Consider the following 17,075-nt stretch of genomic DNA (forward strand, 5'->3'; position numbering starts at 1 on the left):
CTTTAAGGTTACGTCAGTGAATATATTTACTTGAAAGCACCATGTTTTAAGGCACCACGATGAATTAAGCCTGCATTTAGCAACAGTAAACCGTGCTTACTCGCATACTTTGCGCCATTTAATTCGCATTCTGTTGAGAACTCCATTAATCTTGATATAAACATAACTTTAAGGTTACGTCAGTGAATATATTTACTTGAAAGCACCATGTTTTAAGGCACCACGATGAATTAAGCCTGCATTTAGCAACAGTAAACCGTGCTTACTCGCATACTTTGCGCCATTTAATTCGCATTCTGTTGAGAACTCCATTAATCTTGATATAAACATAAAAATTTAATTATTTGATTAATGGCATAAGCTTATGGCATCAACGAGTTCACAATGTGAGGCATGTAAAAGTGCGCAGCCACTTTCCTTTGCCTTTACCATGGCTTTTCAACCGATCATCCAACTTTCAACGGCAACCGTGTTTGCTTATGAGGCATTGGCGCGTGGTATTGATGGCAGTGGAGCAGGCAGTGTGTTTAAGCATGTCAACGCAGATAATCAGTATAAATTTGATCAAACCTGCCGAATCAAGGCTGTCAAATTAGCGGCAGAGCTTGCAATCCCTTGTTATCTCAGCATTAACTTTATGCCTAATGCCGTTTACGAACCTGAGCGTTGTATTCAAACAACGCTGAAAGCGGCACGCGATAACCAGTTTCCGCTCGATAAAATCCTCTTCGAGTTTACTGAGGGCGAAGAAGTGCTTGATTACGAACACATTCAACGCATCATTCACCATTATCGCTCTCAAGGCTTTCTGACCGCGATTGATGATTTTGGCTCGGGCTATTCAGGGCTAACAGCTCTCGCCAATATCGACACGCATATCATCAAATTAGATATGGCCTTGGTGCGCGATATTGATACGGACACCACGAAACAGGCCATTGTTCGCCATAGTATTGCCATGTGCCGCGAACTTGGCCGTCAAATTATTGCCGAGGGCGTAGAAACGGAAGCCGAGCTTGCTTGTTTAGCCGAACTGGGTATCGATTTATTCCAAGGCTACTACATTGCTAAGCCAGGCTTTGAATCATTACCTGCAATTAATCAATCACCTGGTTTAGAGGCCTTCCATCGTCAATAACTCGACGATGGAAGGCCGCTTAGATAGGTAGCGACTGGATAGGCATCTTTTAACTGCCTCACAAATACAACTGATAACCTTTCTCATTTATTGGCCTTGCGATACAATACCGCATGATTTTTGTGAGTATAAAGGGCGTTGTATGCATAAAGGACAAAAAGGATTGATGACGCAGGGTTGGTCTCGTCGTCGTTTTTTACAATCGACAGTGGCGATGGCTGCTATCTCAACTCTCCCCGCCTGCTCCCTGAGATCTGCCTCCCGACAAACCGGGCAGTGGGAATATCACCTAAGCGCTGAACCAGGTCTCGCGTCACTCGTGCCCGGTCATCAAACCGATGTATTGGCGTTTAACGGTAAGATTCCAGCGCCTACTATTCGTTGCCGGCAAGGCGAGCCAGTGACCATTCACTTCACGAATCATTTACACGAGCCGACGACAATTCATTGGCACGGACTGCGTATACCCATAGAAATGGATGGTGTCCCCTTCTTATCTCAAGCACCAATCCAACCGGGCGAAACCTTTACCTATCGCTTTACCCCCCCTGATGCCGGCACCTTTTGGTACCATCCGCACATGAACTCTGTGGTACAGCTGGGGAAGGGACTGGTCGGAGCCATCGTGGTCGAGGAAGCCACGCCGGTTGTGTTTGATGAAGAGCACACACTGACACTCAAACACTGGCACCTTGATCGTCAAGGCAACTGGAAAGATCTCGCTATCCCTCGCTACAGCGCACGCATGGGCACTCCCGGCGAGTGGGGCACCGTCAACGGCGTTCACCACCCTGAATACACACTGCAAGAAAATGCCACCACACGGTTACGTTTGGCAAACGTGGATAATACGCTCACCTATCCGATTCAAGTGCGCGGCGCAGAGGCTTGGATCATCGCCATTGATGGCAACCCCATCGCAACGCCTCAACGGTTAGAGGAGCATAAAATCGCCCCAGGGATGCGACTAGATATCGGCCTGATTGCACCGAAAGCGGGTAGAAAGATCGAAGTGATGTACATGAAAGGACGTTTTCCATTCTTGTTGACAAGCTTTACCACAACACCGTCAACCTTAACAGACAAGCCCCTGCCCGCTCTGCCACTCAACCCCGTTGCAAAACCAGATTTAGTGAATGCCGAAACCCGTCATTTTGTGTTTGAGTGGGCCGGCGCCATTACCCCTGCGGATAAACAAGGAAAAGGAAATCACGACTTTTGGCTGATGAATAAACGTGCCTGGGAGGGGATGAGCAAAGGAAATATTCCTGAGCCAATCGCAAAACTGGAACGAGGGAAGACCTATATTTTCGATTTAAAGAATGTGACCCAGTATCATCATCCGATTCATTTGCACGGCCACACCTTCACGGTGCTGGAAATAGATGGCAAGCCTGTGACGCCGTTCCATACTGATACCGTACTATTAGGTAAAAATGGCCACGCCAAGGCTGCCTTTGTGGCGGATAACCCAGGTCGTTGGATGTATCACTGCCATGTGATTGAGCATATGAAAACTGGCCTGATGGGTTTTGTGGACGTGGTGTAGCAATACGCAAAACACACTAACAATAAAACGGCGAGCCGATACGCTCGCCGTTGCTGTCTTAACCGCAATCACAATCAGGAAGTCGGTTTATCTGTTTTGAACCGATTTACCAGCTCAGATAACTCAGTCGCCACCATACGTAACTCCGCCGCTGTCGCGTTGGTTTGTTCGGCGGTTTCAGCCGCACTGTTGGCACCATCCAATACGTTGGTCACATTCTGATTAATATCTTCAGACACCGAGTGCTGCTCTTCTGTCGCCGTGGCAATTTGTGCCGCCATGTCATGAATTTGTCCGACCAAGCTTTGGATAGTATCAAAGACGCCCAAGGCCTCTTCCGTCGCCTCCGTGGTAGTTTGCGAGTGTTCCACACTGCCTTGTAGCTTTTCTGAAAGCTGATTGGTGCGCTGCGTTAATGCTTGCAAAAGTTCATCAATCTCTTCGGTTGATTTGGTGGTTTTTTGCGATAGCACCCGAACCTCATCCGCCACCACGGCAAACCCGCGCCCATGCTCACCTGCACGCGCGGATTCAATTGCCGCATTCAGCGCCAACAAGTTAGTTTGTTCAGCAATACCTCGAATGGTATCGAGCATGGCGGTGATGTTGTCGTTCTCTTTAGTGAGCTCTGACATGGCGCTATCCGCTTCATTGAGTGTGGTCGCCATTTCTTGCACCGCGGCACGGGTGTTATTCATCAGAGCCATCCCTCGCTCGACTTCCGATTGGCACTGCTGAGCCGAATCCGCCGTTTGATTACAGTTTTGCGAGACCTCGTTTGCCGTGGCCACCATTTGATGGAACGCAGTCGCAATTTGCTCTAACCCTGAACGTTGTTGGTGACTCGCACCGTCTAGCTGCTCGGCAAATTGGGTGGCGTGATCGGCATGAGATGACAGCTTGGTGGACCTGTCCTTGATACCAATGATCAGCTCTTGAATCACATCCACGAACTGATTAAACGCACCCGCCGTTTTACCCAACTCGTCCTGGCTGCGAATCGGTAAACGCTTGGTCAAATCACCATCACCGCTTGCCGCATCACTCAGCCCATCACTAACGGCAATGATAGATGCCGATATACGTTGAATCATAAAGTAGCCAAGCACACCAAAGGCGATAACAAGGATGAGGCTGATGGATAATATAACCGTTTGCAGCTGGGTGACCTGACCCAGGACTTCTTGCTGCGGCACAACCCCAATCAAACGCCAGCCACTCTCTGGTGCTTTGTATTGGTTGACAAAGTAGTCTTCCCCATCAAAAGAAACGGCTGTTAACGACTCACTAAAATTCCCATCGCTATATACACTTGCAACACTACGAGCCGGTTCAAAATTGTTATCTGGATTATTGGGATCAGCGAGCACAGTGCCCGTATCTTCTACCAGTACAATATAACCCGACTTGCCAAGGGTTACATCTCCTAGCATATTGGTGAGCGCCTCTAGGGTTACATCAACACCAATCACACCACTTAGCCCATCTTGCGCAGGAAACTCCATTACGTAGTCAAGCAACGGTGCACCCGTATTGACATCTTGATAAGCTGGCACTCGTACCGCGTTGTTGCGATTACCTTGACCTGTTTGATACCACGGTCGTTGACGGGGGTCATAATCACCGAGCTCTCCCTGTGGCCATTGGATATAATCACCGTTACTCAACCCAAGAAAGACATAAGCGAAATCATCCCGTGAATTTCCCATGGCTTCTAATAACGCATAAGCGCGGCGCTCTGCTGGACTATTTTGTTTGGATGTCATGGGTTGCGTGTCGCCCATATAGTCGGCGACTGAGCTATCTAGCCCCTGTAGCGCCTCACTATTCGCTAGTACTTTAGCGTTAGCAGACAAACCTTGAAGGTAAAATTTAAACGCATTACCTATGTGCTGCATTTCTTTATATGAGCTCTGCTCATAACTTTGCAATGTACTCGTTCGAAACTGATAGAGTGACACAATAGCGATGATAAGCGTGGGCAGGATAACGCCTGTCAAGACAACAACGAGTAAACGTTTTTTAATACTCATACTGATCTCCGTCAGTGACGACACATTGAAGCATTTTCAAAAAATAACTGGTTTGTTTTAAATTAGAACAGCTATTAATGACAATCTAGTTAATATCCAGTTTTGCCCTGAAACTCGCTAGAAACAAAGCTGAATTGCTAGTTTTATAGGCAATTAAAACGCTGTGYCAGACATTAGTTGCATCTTACATGCAAAAATTATAAATTAGCATAATCTAAACAACAAGGAGCGATTGGGAATGAGTAAAAAAGACTACCAAGAGATTAACCAACAACAGTTAGCTCTCAACAAGCAATTTAAGGCACACAGCAGCGAGACACTGACTGCATTTGGCCAGCTTCATCGCGCCGCAATGGCAGAAGGCGATCTAGATGTAAAAACCAAAGAATTGATTGCCTTAGGCATCGGAATTGCCGCGCGCTGTGATGGCTGTATCGGCGCACACGTCGCCGCCGCTTTAAAGCACGGCGCGACTAAGCAAGAATGCGTAGAAGCAATTAATGTTGCCATTGTGATGGGCGGTGGTCCGTCGTTGATTTACGGCTCTCAAGCTCTGGAAGCCGTCGAGCAGTTGAGTGAGGCGTAACACTTGAAATAAACAACATAAAAAAGCGCAGTCGCTGCCAACTGCGCTTCTTCATCTATATAAGCTACCGATTTACCCGCGGTAATATCGCTGCGGCACAAACGGCATTTTTTCGACCGTCATAGGCAATTTCTTGCCACGCACTTCAGCGTATACCTCGGTGCCGGGGGCAATAAACTCAGGTGGGAGGTAACCCATCGCCACGGGCATCCCTTTAGTAGGGCCAAAGGTGCCACTGGTCACGATGCCAATTTGGTTGTCGTCCGCATCAAACAGTTTACTTCCTTCACGGACCGGCGCTTTGCTTTGACCGACTAAACCAATCCGCTTCCGACTCACCGCTTTAGTCGCTATTTGATCCAAAATGATTTGCTCACCGGGAAAGCCACCTGCGCGCTCACCATCAGCGCGACGAACTTTACTGATTGCCCAGATTAAGGTTGCTTCAACCGGCGTAGTGGTGGTGTCCAAATCATGACCATACAGGCATAAGCCACACTCCAAACGCAATGAATCCCGCGCACCTAAGCCAATCCATTCTACTGCCTCATCATCGAGCAACGCTTTTGCCAACGACGCAGCATGCTCAGCCGGCACCGAAATCTCAAACCCATCTTCGCCAGTGTAACCTGAGCGACTCACCACACACTCAATGCCGTTGACCACAATAGGCTGAATATCCATAAAGACCATCTCACTGACCTGCGGGTTAAAAGTCGCCAGCACCTCGGCCGCTTTTGGTCCTTGCAAGGCCAGCAAAGCGCGATCGTCAACAACATCGACGGTCACATCCCCTTTAAGATTATCGCGCAAATGCTGAATATCCTGGGCTTTGCAGGCGGCATTGACCACCAAGAACAAGTGATCGCCTAAGTTCGCAATCATGAGATCATCAAGAATCCCACCTTGCTCATTGGTAAACACCGCATAGCGTTGTTTTCCTTTCGGTAAATCGACGACATCGACAGGCACCAATGTTTCGAGCGCTTTCGCGGCGTCATCACCATGGAGGCGAATTTGCCCCATATGAGAAACATCAAATAATCCCGCCTGTTCGCGGCAATGCAAGTGCTCTTTGCGCACCCCTAGCGGATACTGGACTGGCATTTCATAACCCGCAAAGGGAACCATTTTTGCCCCCATATCAAGGTGCAAGCCGTGTAACGGGGTGGTTAGTAACTCTGCCATCATTCTCTCCATATTGTGCCTGCGGGCATCATGCCCACGTGAAGCAAGGCGTTTGTGTGGTCATTAAGAAGCGGTCACCCATAAGATCAATGCATCGGCGTCACTCACTGACGCCAACATGTGTCCCATGGTGGCGTCGTAATACACGCTATCGCCCTCATTGAGAGTAATCGCTTCATAAAACTCAGAAAAAAATTGAATGCTACCTTCAAGTACCAGCAAAAATTCTTCGCCGTCATGTCGGATCCAATCACTGTAATCCTCAAAAGCACGCGCTCTTACTCGCGATTTAAACGGCATCATTTTTTTGTTGCTTAACTGTGTGGCCAGTAATTCATGCTCATAGGTGCCGGTAGGGTGCGCTTTGCCCAGGCCCGCAAACGTCACATCTCGCCTTCCCGTTGCCTGCCGCTTTTTTGGCGGAGCAAATAACTGCGGGATATCAATGTTCAACCCGTGCGCGAGTTTTTGCATGGCTTGAAAGGTGGGAGATATCTGCTCATTTTCAATTTTGGACAACGTGGAACGCGCCAAGCCAGTGCGCTGGCTTGCTTCTTCAAGCGTTAACCCTAACCCAACCCGTACGGCTTTTAAACGCGGGCCCAGCCGCAATGGCGCAATGGGTTCGCGTGCCTCCCCCTCATGTTGCGATCGCTCTACCTGCATTGAGGGGTACACATCCTGTGTTGATTGATTGGTTGTCACCTAATTGTCGCCCCTATCGGTTATCTCACAGTATGACGCTTTAACGCCTTAACATTTTTAACAAAAAAGTTTCCTATCGGAAAATAGTGATGCCATAAACGTGACATAGCAAGCGAATTGGCACAGGCACGCTACGCGCTCTCTTCATCACCACCCTACCTCTGTTAAAATTAAATATCATAAAATCAATATATTATATATCCAATCACGAATACTGTTCCACGTAATCACTGACGAAAAGCGATGTTTTCATCGACATGGATTTGCAATTTACCCTAGCTTAAGATAAAAAGGCAAACGTTTGCGCTGCATTGATTGAGAGAGAAAAGGTGAGGTTTTGTCTTCAGGATCACAACATAGGTTTCTTATTGGAAATTTATTTTGCGGAAAAGTGAACGCTTAGGTACGTTAACAAAATGTTTAAATCAATGGTAAAGCGCGAGATCTCACCGCTTAACTGTTTGCTGTAACGTGAAGCAATGTCGGCAACACCCGTTGGCATGTAGGACAGTATAAATAATGATAAAAACGTACCTTACTGATCGAGGAGGCAGGCCATGAGTCACAGCATGTTTGACCTGTTCAAAATAGGCGTGGGGCCTTCAAGCTCACACACTGTCGGGCCCATGGTTGCCTGCGCACGCTTTTCGCAATTTGCGTCGAAAACGCTCGCGCTCGATATGATCCATCGTGTGAATGTCGATTTATACGGCTCTTTGGCGCTGACCGGAAAAGGACATGCCACGGATGTCGCTTGCGTGATGGGATTGATGGGCGAAATGCCCGCGACTATCGAATCAGATGAAATCGATACCATGACTAATATGGTTAAAAATGGTGGCGAACTGCCCTTTGCCGGCCGGCATTATATTCGATTTAATTGGGAGGCAGATATTGCCTTTCATTATGATCAGGTTCTCCCCGCGCATCCTAATGGCATGACTGTCAGCGCATATGATAAAGCCGGTGACTGCTTGACCAGCAAGACCTATTTCTCTGTCGGTGGCGGCTTTGTGGTCGAAGAGGGCGAAACGGATGCCTTGGCAACTAATTTCACGCCACCTTATCCATTTGATAGTGCGGCAACGCTGCTGGCGCAATGTGATCGAACCGGGATGAGTATTAGCGAATTGATGTTCACCAACGAAATTGCGCGCGCCCAGTATCATGACTCGGCAGCAACGCATGAAACCGTCAATCAAGGGCTCGACCATATATGGCAAGTGATGCGTGAGTGTATTGATCGCGGGGTTCAACAAGGCGGCGTGCTGCCAGGCGGTTTGAACATCAAGCGACGCGCCAAAGGCATGTACGAGGCCATTCATGACAAGCAAGCCCATGGATTACCGACAGATACCAATGATTGGGTCAACCTGTTTGCCATGGCAGTGAACGAAGAAAACGCCGCCGGTGGCCGAGTCGTCACCGCACCGACTAATGGTGCTGCCGGCGTGATCCCTGCAGTACTGGCGTATTACGATAAATTTGTATCGCCCAATAACCCTGAAGGCATCCGCACCTTTATGGCGACTTCCGCGGCTATCGGCTCTTTGTACAAGACCAATGCCTCTATTTCGGCAGCAGAAGTCGGTTGTCAGGGAGAGATTGGCGTGGCGTGCTCGATGGCAGCAGCCGGATTAGCCGCAGCCATGGGCGCAAGTAATCAACAAATTGAAAACGCGGCAGAAATCGGCATGGAGCATAACCTCGGCCTCACTTGTGATCCAATAGATGGCCTCGTACAAGTCCCTTGCATTGAGCGCAATACCATGGGTGCCGTGAAAGCGATTAACGCGACTCGGTTGGCAATGGGTGGTGACGGCCAACACCATGTCTCACTCGATAGCGTGATTAAAACCATGCACGAGACCGGCCTCGACATGATGAGTAAATATAAAGAAACCTCACAAGGTGGCCTCGCTACCAATGTGATCCCGATTAATGTTGTGGCCTGTTAGCCACCATCGCCAACAAGGAAAGCAAAATGAAACCGAGCTACCCAAATGTAGAATTGGAGCAGTTTTTCTCCACCAATTTATCGGAATCCGATGGTGCCGTGATGTCAGCCGTGCAAGCCGAACACAAACGCCAACAACAGCAAATCGAGCTTATCGCATCAGAAAACATCGTTTCGCAAGCGGTGATGCAAGCACAAGGTACTTGCTTGACCAATAAATACGCAGAAGGCTATCCAGGCCGTCGCTATTATGGCGGCTGTGAGCATGTCGATGAAGTCGAAGCCATTGCTCAAGCCCGTGCCAAACAGCTGTTTAACTGCGAGTTTGTAAACGTGCAGCCGCACTCTGGCGCACAAGCCAACGGTGCCGTGATGCTGGCACTACTGCAACCTGGTGACACTATTTTGGGTATGTCACTGGATGCCGGAGGCCACCTTACTCACGGGGCACGCCCTGCGTTATCAGGCAAGTGGTTTAATGCCGTGCAATACGGTGTTAATCAAGAAACTCTAGAAATTGATTATGACGATGTCGCGGCTCTTGCGCGTGAACACCAACCTAAGATGATCATCGCCGGCGGCAGCGCTGTCCCACGCCCAATTGATTTTGCTCGCTTCCGCGCGATTGCCGATGAAGTAGGCGCATATCTGATGATCGATATGGCACACATTGCCGGTTTAGTGGCCACCGGCGCCCATCCATCGCCACTGCCGCATGCGCATGTGGTCACCACCACCACGCATAAAACCCTGCGTGGTCCACGCGGTGGCATGATCCTCACCAATCACGAAGACATCAATAAAAAGATCAACTCGGCCGTGTTCCCCGGTCTACAAGGCGGTCCATTGATGCACGTGATTGCCGCGAAAGCCGTGGCATTTGGTGAGGCGCTAGAGCCTGAGTTTAAATTGTATATTGATCAAGTGGTTGCTAACGCCAAAGTACTGGCCGAGGTTCTACAAACGCGTGGCTGCGACATTGTCACGGGCGGCACCGACACTCATCTGATGTTGGTTGATTTGCGCCCGAAAGGTCTAAAAGGCAACCAAACCGAACAAGCACTCGAGCGCGCGGGGATCACTTGTAACAAGAACGGTATTCCATTCGACACCGAGAAGCCAATGATCACATCGGGTATTCGCCTCGGTACACCCGCCGGCACCAGCCGCGGCTTCGGCACCGAAGAATTCCGTCAAATCGGTGAATGGATTGGCGATGTATTAGATGCCTTAGTTGAGGAACCAGACGGTAACGCTGAGGTTGAAGCGCGGATTCGTAAACAAGTGCAACAGCTATGTGCCCGCTTCCCGCTTTATCGTCAATAAAGGCATAGCAATAAATAACCATATATCAATTACTTAGGATTATGAGGCAGTAGACTAGTATTTGCCTCAATTTACAATGTAAATTGCTCATAAATCGAGCAGTTCGTAATTTAGCAGGAGAGTAGCAAATGGACGCGACACTGAAGTATTCCGAAAGCCATGAGTGGGTCAAAGACAACGGCGATGGCACAGTCACCATGGGGATCACTGATCATGCCCAAGGCCTACTTGGCGATGTCGTGTTTGTCGATCTACCTGAGGTGGGTGACAGTACTGAAAAAGGTGAAAGCTTTTCTCTGGTGGAATCGGTAAAAGCCGCCTCTGATATCTATGCACCGGTTGATGGTGAAGTTGTCGCCATTAACGACGATTTAGAAGACAGCCCAGAGTTAGTTAATGACGAACCTTTTGAGGGCGGCTGGATTGCCAAGATTAAACTCGCTGACGACACCAACTTGGATCATCTGATGGATGCGGATGCTTATGCCGCCGCCATCGACGACTAATTCAGGACGAATATCATGACCAAAACGCGTTTACTCGATAGCTTAGTGGCTGATAACGATTTTATTGCTCGCCACAATGGACCGGATATCAAACAACAAGACGCTATGCTGGCGGCGATCAATGCCACCAGCCTTGAGCATGTGATTGAAGAAACCGTTCCTGCGGATATCCGTTTGCCGAAGCCGCTTAATCTGAGCGCGCCGAAAAGTGAAACCCAGATGCTGGCAGAACTGAGCGACATTGCTGCGCAAAATACGATAAAGCGTAGCTTGATTGGCCAAGGTTACTACCACACTCATACCCCACCGCCTATTTTACGTAATGTGCTGGAAAACCCTGGCTGGTATACCGCTTACACGCCTTATCAGCCCGAGATCTCGCAAGGCCGATTAGAATCCTTACTGAACTTCCAGCAAATGGTGATGGACTTAACGGGGATGGATTTGGCCAACGCGTCGCTGCTCGACGAAGCCACTGCCGCGGCAGAAGCCATGACCCTGTGTAAGCGTGGCGGCAAGCACAAAGGCAACGCCTTTTTTGTTGCCAGCGATGTGCACCCACAAACCTTGGATGTGATTAAAACGCGTGCCAACTTCTTAGGTTTTGACATCATTGTTGATGACACGGACAAGCTGGATCAGCACGATGTATTTGGCGCCCTACTCCAATACCCCGGCACCACCGGCGAAGTGCGCGATCTCAGTGCGCTTATCGCAGAAGCACAAAGCAAGAAGACGCTGGTCGCGGTTGCTACCGATCTGCTTTCACTCACTTTGCTTAAAGCGCCGGGTGAAATGGGCGCGGATGTAGTGATTGGGTCGGCACAACGCTTTGGTGTGCCTATGGGTTACGGGGGCCCACACGCCGCCTTTATGGCGACACGCGACAAGCTAAAGCGCACCATGCCTGGCCGAGTGATTGGCGTATCGGTCGATAGCAAAGGCAACCAAGCCCTGCGCATGGCGATGCAAACGCGTGAGCAACATATTCGCCGTGAAAAAGCGACTTCCAATATTTGTACCGCTCAGGCCTTGCTGGCCAACATGGCTGCTTTTTACGCGGTGTATCACGGTCCAGAAGGCTTAAAGAAAATTGCTCGCCGCGTGCATCACCTCGCCGCGCTGTTCGCCAAATCGGTACAAGCAGCCGGATTGAGCCTCGCGCACGATAGCTTCTTTGATACCGTGACGTTTAACACGGGCGAGCAAACCGATGCCTTGTACCAACAAGCGCAAGATGCTGGTTTTAACTTGCGTAAACTGGGTGGCCAGCTCGGCGTGAGTTTTGATGAAGCGAGCACACTGGCAGAAGTCAATCAATTGCTTACCGCACTCACTGGTCAAGGCAATGCAGAAGCCGTGGCGAGCGACATTGAAGCTGATGAATTGGCCGCGATCCCTACCGTATGCCGCCGCAGCAGTGCGTACCTGACACATCCCGTCTTTAACCGCTATCACAGTGAAACCAAGCTGATGCGGTATATGAAGGCGTTGGAAAACAAAGACTTCTCTCTCACCCACGGCATGATTCCGCTGGGCAGCTGTACCATGAAGCTGAACGCCGCGGCCGAAATGATCCCCGTCACCTGGCCAGAGTTTGGCGCCCTGCACCCGTTTGTGCCATTGGAGCAAGCCAAAGGCTATCAAACACTGGGCAAATCACTGCGTGACATGCTGTGTGAAATCACCGGCTACGACGAGATCTCCATGCAGCCCAACTCAGGCGCGCAAGGGGAGTATGCGGGCTTAATTGCGATTCAGCGCTACCATGAAAGCCGTGGCGACAGTCACCGCAACGTATGCTTGATCCCAAGCTCCGCGCACGGTACCAACCCTGCCTCCGCGGCCATGGTTTCAATGAAAGTGGTGGTGGTTGGCTGTGATGACGATGGCAACATCGACATTGACGATCTGAAAGCCAAGATCGACAAACACCGCGATGCGCTCTCGTGCATAATGATCACCTACCCATCGACACATGGTGTGTACGAAGAAACCGTGCAGCAAGTGTGCGAGCTGGTGCACGAGGCAGGCGGCCAAGTTTACTTGGATGGCGCCAACATGAATGCGCAAGTGGGGCTGACAACGCCGGGCTACATTGGCTCAGACGTCTCGCACCTCAACCTGCACAAAACCTTCTGTATTCCCCACGGTGGCGGCGGCCCAGGTATGGGACCGATTGGCGTGAAATCGCACCTTGCGCCTTTCCTTCCCGGTCATGTGGAGCAAGGCGACGAATTTGCCGTCTCGGCTGCACCTATGGGTAGCGCCTCGATTCTTCCTATTTCATGGGCGTACATCGCCATGATGGGTGAACAAGGCCTGACGCGCGCGACCGAGTTGGCGATTCTCAGTGCCAACTATGTGATGGAACGTTTGCGTCCTTACTACCCTGTGCTTTATCGCGGCAAAAATGGACGTATTGCGCACGAATGTATTATCGACATTCGTCCGCTCAAAGAGGCATCCGGGATCAGCGAAGAAGACATCGCCAAACGCTTGATGGATTATGGCTTCCATGCACCGACCATGTCGTTCCCGGTCGCGGGTACGCTGATGGTTGAGCCGACCGAAAGTGAAAGCCAAGAGGAATTGGATCGCTTCTGTGATGCCATGATTGCCATCCGCGAGGAAATTGCCAAGGTACAAGATGGTGAATGGACGCTGGAAGACAACCCATTGGTCAATGCGCCTCACACCCAAGCGGATCTGATGGCAGACGAGTGGTCTCACGCCTATTCACGTGAGTTGGCTTGCTTCCCATCTGCCCATAATAAGGCAAGCAAATACTGGCCATCGGTCAACCGTGTCGATAACGTCTACGGTGACCGCAACCTGATTTGCTCTTGCCCTAGCATTGAAAACTATATGGATGAGTAATCCGTTCCACTCGCGGAAAGAGTGATGTTAAAGGCGAGCCGCTCGGCTCGCCTTTTTTATGAATGGCTTTCTCTGGGCAAACGTTGACATAAGGGTATGAACTTTTAAATGTCGCTGACAAACGCTTGACAGATTGTTCTCCGAACACCGCTACATTCTGTGCCATCTGAAAAAGCAGTATTAAGGCACACTATGAAACCTATCGCTCTCGGTCTCCTGCTCGCACTTGGTCTCACCACTCAAGCGGTGGCGCAAGAAAAAACCAGCATCTCGGCGGGTCTCGCCGTTGATCAACAACTAAGCGCTGTACTGGAAATCGACGATCAATACCGTTTTACCCTCGGCAATGATGGCACCGCGTTTGATTATCTTTTTCAACAAGGCACTTTTGATAATCCCGATATCCCGGTTGATTGGTATGTAGGCGCTGGTGGCTGGGCCGAGTGGGACGACGACTATGGCGTTCGTTTACCGATAGGATTAGATTGGGAAATCACCAAGCAGATCACTGCCTACGGCCAAGTCCATCCAGAGCTTAACTTCCACGGCGGCCCAGAGTTGCAACTTGGCGGCGCGCTGGGCGTAACGTATTCATTCTAGTCACAGCAAGCGGTCATCTAAGCGTAGGTTAATGTCGTACTGAAAGCAGTCATCTATCTAAAAGGATCAACTATGCTCTCATTTTTAAAGCCGAATCCGGTTAAAAAGCTAAAAAAGCAGTACGACGCCAAACAACAACAAGCCTTTGAAGCTCAACGCAATGGCGATATCAGAGGATACTCACTACTCACCGAAGAAGCGGAAAAGATTGACCAACAGATTAAAGCCTTGGAAAACAAGGCTTAGTAACTTGAAGAAGGGTTAAATTGCCGTTTTACCAAGCGCTGGTATAAAGGGCAGCGTGCCAACAACTCGGTATGACTGCCCACATCCACCAACTTACCTTGATCCATCACCACAATGCGATCAGCATGTTGAATGGTCGACAATCGATGAGCAATAATCAAGGTCGTTCTATTGCGCATCAAGGTGGCCAATCCTTGTTGTACCGCATGCTCACTTTCACTATCCAGCGCGCTGGTGGCTTCATCGAGCAATAAAATCCGTGGGTCCTTGAGAATTGCGCGGGCAATCGCAATTCGCTGCCGTTGGCCGCCCGAAAGCCGCACACCACGCTCGCCCAAAAAGCTGTGATAGCCGTCCGGTAATTGCTGAATAAAGCCGTCAGCGTGCGCTTGAACTGCCGCCTCTTTCACCGCTTGCTCACTGGCGTCTGGCCTGCCGTAGCGGATGTTTCCTATCACATTATCGCTAAACAATGCCGGTTGCTGCGGCACCATAGCCATTTGTTGGCGCAAGGCTTGCGGGGACAAGCTGCGAATATCTTGTCCACCCAGCGCAATCGCACCCGACTGCGGATCGTAGAAGCGTTGCAGTAACTCAAAGACTGTCGTTTTTCCGGCCCCCGACGGCCCCACTAACGCCACGACTTCGCCGGGCTGAATAGCAAGGTTCAGCGTATCAATCGCCGGCTGATAGGGCCGCGTGGGATAATGAAAGTGCACCGCTTCAAAGCGAATATCATTGCTCAGTGATTGGGCATCAACAATCGGTGAGGTAGCGGGAGTACGAATATGATTTTGCACGTGTAAAAGCTCCACCAAACGCTCCGTCGCGCCAGCCGCGCGCTGCAACTCCCCCAGCACTTCCGACAAGGTGGCCATGGAAGAGGCCACCATGATGGCGAAAAACACAAAGGCGCCCAAATCGCCTGCCGACATGGTGCCTTGAATCACATCGCGACCGCCGACCCATAACATCCCTGTAATCGCGCTGAACACAATCACGATCACCCCGGAAATGAGAATGGCTCGTTGTTTCACGCGCTCGCGTCCAATGTGATAGGCACGTTCCACCTCTTGCCCAAATGCAGCTTTGGCGTGATCCTCTACCGCGAAGCTTTGCACGGTTTTAATATTGGTGATGGCTTCACCGGCATAGCTGCCTACATCCGCCATCGAATCTTGGCTTTGCCGCGACAACGCCCGCACGCGACGGCCATAGATAAGTATTGGCACCAAAATAAAAGGCACGGAGGCCAGCACAATTAAGGTCAGTTTAATATTGGTGGCAAACAGCATGATGATGGCGCCCACACACATCAGCGCACTGCGCATCGCCATGGAAAAAGAGGAGCCGATGATATTCTGCAGCAAGCTGGTATCTGTGGTGATCCGCGACATGATCTCGCCACTGCCATGGGTTTCAAAATAGCTCGGATGCAGGCCAATTACATGATCAAACACCGCTTGGCGAATATCGGCACTGACCCGCTCACCTACCGATGACACCAGATAGAACCGGAAAAAGGTGCCGATCGCGATTAATACCGTGATCAGCAAAATAAACTGTACCGCATTACCCAACTCAACCAGTGATTGCTGTGCAAAGCCTTGGTCGATCAAAAGCCGAACGCCGTGTCCGACCGAGAGTGTTAATGATGCGGTAAAAACCAAAGCCAGCAATGCCGCGCTCACTTGCCAACGGTAAGGGCGGATAAACGCAATAAGCTCCCACAATATAGTCAGATTTTTACTGTTGCGATTCACGGCAGATTGTTTCGATGAGGTATCCGTTGCGGTTTGATTTGCCATAAGTTCACTTAATGCTGTCCTTGCATGTTAAGGGCGGGTGAGTAAGATCATTAACTCGCGATTGTCGTTAATAAGTGCATCGATGGTGCATGTATCCAGCTCATTTAAAAATGCTTGTTTGGCTTTCGCTAATCGGTCTTTTAAACGGCATGCTGGAGTGATATGGCAAAACTCGACCGAGCAATTAACTAGTTCTAGAGGTTCAAGATCGCGTACCACCTGTCCGACGGTAATCGCTGTCGGCGCTTGCAGCAGACGAATACCACCGTTCTTCCCACGCACCGTTTGAATATACTCCAGCTGCCCTAAACGGTTGATGACTTTCACCATATGATTGCGCGACACACCAAACAAGCGCGTCACCTCGGTAATGTTGGTAAGCTCACCCTCTGGCAAGGATGCCAGAAAAATCAAGGTGCGAAGTCCGTAATCTGTAAAGCTGGTTAGTTGCATGTGTACCTCTTACTACCCAGTCAAATTGTAATTCTTCGATTGATTAAAAGATATATTTGAGATACAACTTAAAACATGCATTAAATATACATGTTTAGAG

General features: G+C 49.9%; 14 protein-coding genes. 9 read left to right on the forward strand and 5 right to left on the reverse strand.

The window, feature by feature from the left end:
- Positions 1-364 precede the first annotated feature (364 nt).
- Positions 365-1,138 (forward strand): EAL domain-containing protein, encoded by a 774-nt coding sequence (locus tag BZG80_RS14155; RefSeq protein ID WP_077668958.1) that lies wholly within the window; start codon positions 365-367, stop codon positions 1,136-1,138.
- Between the two features lie 166 nt (positions 1,139-1,304).
- Positions 1,305-2,687: a multicopper oxidase family protein gene (locus BZG80_RS14160; protein WP_077460981.1), complete on the forward strand. Its 1,383-nt coding sequence runs from the start codon at positions 1,305-1,307 to the stop codon at positions 2,685-2,687.
- A gap of 74 nt (positions 2,688-2,761) precedes the next feature.
- Here the strand turns inward: BZG80_RS14160 and BZG80_RS14165 are convergent, their stop codons facing one another.
- Positions 2,762-4,720 (reverse strand): methyl-accepting chemotaxis protein, encoded by a 1,959-nt coding sequence (locus BZG80_RS14165; RefSeq protein ID WP_021022943.1) that lies wholly within the window; start codon positions 4,718-4,720, stop codon positions 2,762-2,764.
- Between the two features lie 238 nt (positions 4,721-4,958).
- Between BZG80_RS14165 and BZG80_RS14170 the strand changes: the two genes are divergently transcribed.
- Positions 4,959-5,306 carry a carboxymuconolactone decarboxylase family protein gene (locus BZG80_RS14170; RefSeq protein WP_077460919.1) on the forward strand — a complete coding sequence of 116 codons (348 nt, stop codon included), beginning with the start codon at positions 4,959-4,961 and terminating at the stop codon, positions 5,304-5,306.
- 72 nt (positions 5,307-5,378) lie between these two features.
- Here BZG80_RS14170 and gcvT read toward each other — a convergent pair whose 3' ends face one another.
- Together gcvT and BZG80_RS14180 are read right to left on the reverse strand one after the other, a co-directional pair.
- Positions 5,379-6,497 (reverse strand): glycine cleavage system aminomethyltransferase GcvT, encoded by a 1,119-nt coding sequence (gene gcvT / locus BZG80_RS14175; protein ID WP_077577305.1) that lies wholly within the window; start codon positions 6,495-6,497, stop codon positions 5,379-5,381.
- A gap of 60 nt (positions 6,498-6,557) precedes the next feature.
- Positions 6,558-7,160 carry a helix-turn-helix domain-containing protein gene (locus BZG80_RS14180; RefSeq protein ID WP_077679656.1) on the reverse strand — a complete coding sequence of 201 codons (603 nt, stop codon included), beginning with the start codon at positions 7,158-7,160 and terminating at the stop codon, positions 6,558-6,560.
- 596 nt (positions 7,161-7,756) lie between these two features.
- Between BZG80_RS14180 and BZG80_RS14185 the strand changes: the two genes are divergently transcribed.
- The 6 genes from BZG80_RS14185 to BZG80_RS15810 all read left to right on the forward strand — a co-directional run bounded on the left by BZG80_RS14185 (position 7,757) and on the right by BZG80_RS15810 (position 14,714).
- Positions 7,757-9,157, forward strand: coding sequence for an L-serine ammonia-lyase (locus BZG80_RS14185; protein ID WP_077679657.1), 1,401 nt, complete (start codon positions 7,757-7,759; stop codon positions 9,155-9,157).
- A 26-nt stretch (positions 9,158-9,183) separates the two neighbouring features.
- The gene (locus tag BZG80_RS14190; RefSeq protein WP_077668961.1) at positions 9,184-10,482 is read left to right on the forward strand and encodes a serine hydroxymethyltransferase; all 1,299 of its coding nucleotides are present in this window, start codon (positions 9,184-9,186) and stop codon (positions 10,480-10,482) included.
- Between the two features lie 128 nt (positions 10,483-10,610).
- A complete protein-coding gene (gene gcvH, locus BZG80_RS14195) occupies positions 10,611-10,988 on the forward strand; it encodes a glycine cleavage system protein GcvH (protein ID WP_021022957.1) in 378 nt (125 codons plus the stop codon).
- Between the two features lie 15 nt (positions 10,989-11,003).
- The gene (gene gcvP / locus BZG80_RS14200) at positions 11,004-13,868 is read left to right on the forward strand and encodes an aminomethyl-transferring glycine dehydrogenase (RefSeq protein WP_077679658.1); all 2,865 of its coding nucleotides are present in this window, start codon (positions 11,004-11,006) and stop codon (positions 13,866-13,868) included.
- A gap of 192 nt (positions 13,869-14,060) precedes the next feature.
- Positions 14,061-14,468, forward strand: a complete 408-nt coding sequence (locus BZG80_RS14205) for a hypothetical protein (RefSeq protein ID WP_077668964.1) — start codon at positions 14,061-14,063, stop codon at positions 14,466-14,468.
- A 72-nt stretch (positions 14,469-14,540) separates the two neighbouring features.
- Entirely contained in the window at positions 14,541-14,714 is a 174-nt protein-coding gene (locus tag BZG80_RS15810; protein ID WP_108743183.1) for a DUF6435 family protein, read from the forward strand.
- Here BZG80_RS15810 and BZG80_RS14210 read toward each other — a convergent pair.
- Complete coding sequence (locus BZG80_RS14210; RefSeq protein WP_077679659.1) at positions 14,711-16,522, reverse strand: ABC transporter transmembrane domain-containing protein; 1,812 nt, start codon at positions 16,520-16,522, stop codon at positions 14,711-14,713. The two genes, BZG80_RS15810 and BZG80_RS14210, sit on opposite strands and share 4 nt — an antisense overlap.
- Positions 16,523-16,549: 27 nt before the next feature.
- Positions 16,550-16,975 carry a nitric oxide-sensing transcriptional repressor NsrR gene (nsrR, locus tag BZG80_RS14215; RefSeq protein WP_077668966.1) on the reverse strand — a complete coding sequence of 142 codons (426 nt, stop codon included), beginning with the start codon at positions 16,973-16,975 and terminating at the stop codon, positions 16,550-16,552.
- Between the last annotated feature and the right edge of the window lie 100 nt (positions 16,976-17,075).

The sequence above is a fragment of the Salinivibrio sp. MA440 genome, assembly GCF_001996265.1.
Lineage (GTDB): Bacteria > Pseudomonadota > Gammaproteobacteria > Enterobacterales > Vibrionaceae > Salinivibrio > Salinivibrio costicola.

Excerpts from the sequence above, each read along its gene's own strand:
- BZG80_RS14155 (WP_077668958.1), top strand. The coding sequence starts at position 365 with ATGGCATCAACGAGTTCACAATGTGAGGCATGTAAAAGTGCGCAGCCA.
- BZG80_RS14160 (WP_077460981.1), top strand. The coding sequence starts at position 1,305 with ATGACGCAGGGTTGGTCTCGTCGTCGTTTTTTACAATCGACAGTGGCG.
- BZG80_RS14165 (WP_021022943.1), bottom strand. The coding sequence starts at position 4,720 with ATGAGTATTAAAAAACGTTTACTCGTTGTTGTCTTGACAGGCGTTATC.
- BZG80_RS14170 (WP_077460919.1), top strand. The coding sequence starts at position 4,959 with ATGAGTAAAAAAGACTACCAAGAGATTAACCAACAACAGTTAGCTCTC.
- gcvT (WP_077577305.1), bottom strand. The coding sequence starts at position 6,497 with ATGATGGCAGAGTTACTAACCACCCCGTTACACGGCTTGCACCTTGAT.
- BZG80_RS14180 (WP_077679656.1), bottom strand. The coding sequence starts at position 7,160 with ATGCAGGTAGAGCGATCGCAACATGAGGGGGAGGCACGCGAACCCATT.
- BZG80_RS14185 (WP_077679657.1), top strand. The coding sequence starts at position 7,757 with ATGAGTCACAGCATGTTTGACCTGTTCAAAATAGGCGTGGGGCCTTCA.
- BZG80_RS14190 (WP_077668961.1), top strand. The coding sequence starts at position 9,184 with ATGAAACCGAGCTACCCAAATGTAGAATTGGAGCAGTTTTTCTCCACC.
- gcvH (WP_021022957.1), top strand. The coding sequence starts at position 10,611 with ATGGACGCGACACTGAAGTATTCCGAAAGCCATGAGTGGGTCAAAGAC.
- gcvP (WP_077679658.1), top strand. The coding sequence starts at position 11,004 with ATGACCAAAACGCGTTTACTCGATAGCTTAGTGGCTGATAACGATTTT.
- BZG80_RS14205 (WP_077668964.1), top strand. The coding sequence starts at position 14,061 with ATGAAACCTATCGCTCTCGGTCTCCTGCTCGCACTTGGTCTCACCACT.
- BZG80_RS15810 (WP_108743183.1), top strand. The coding sequence starts at position 14,541 with ATGCTCTCATTTTTAAAGCCGAATCCGGTTAAAAAGCTAAAAAAGCAG.
- BZG80_RS14210 (WP_077679659.1), bottom strand. The coding sequence starts at position 16,522 with ATGGCAAATCAAACCGCAACGGATACCTCATCGAAACAATCTGCCGTG.
- nsrR (WP_077668966.1), bottom strand. The coding sequence starts at position 16,975 with ATGCAACTAACCAGCTTTACAGATTACGGACTTCGCACCTTGATTTTT.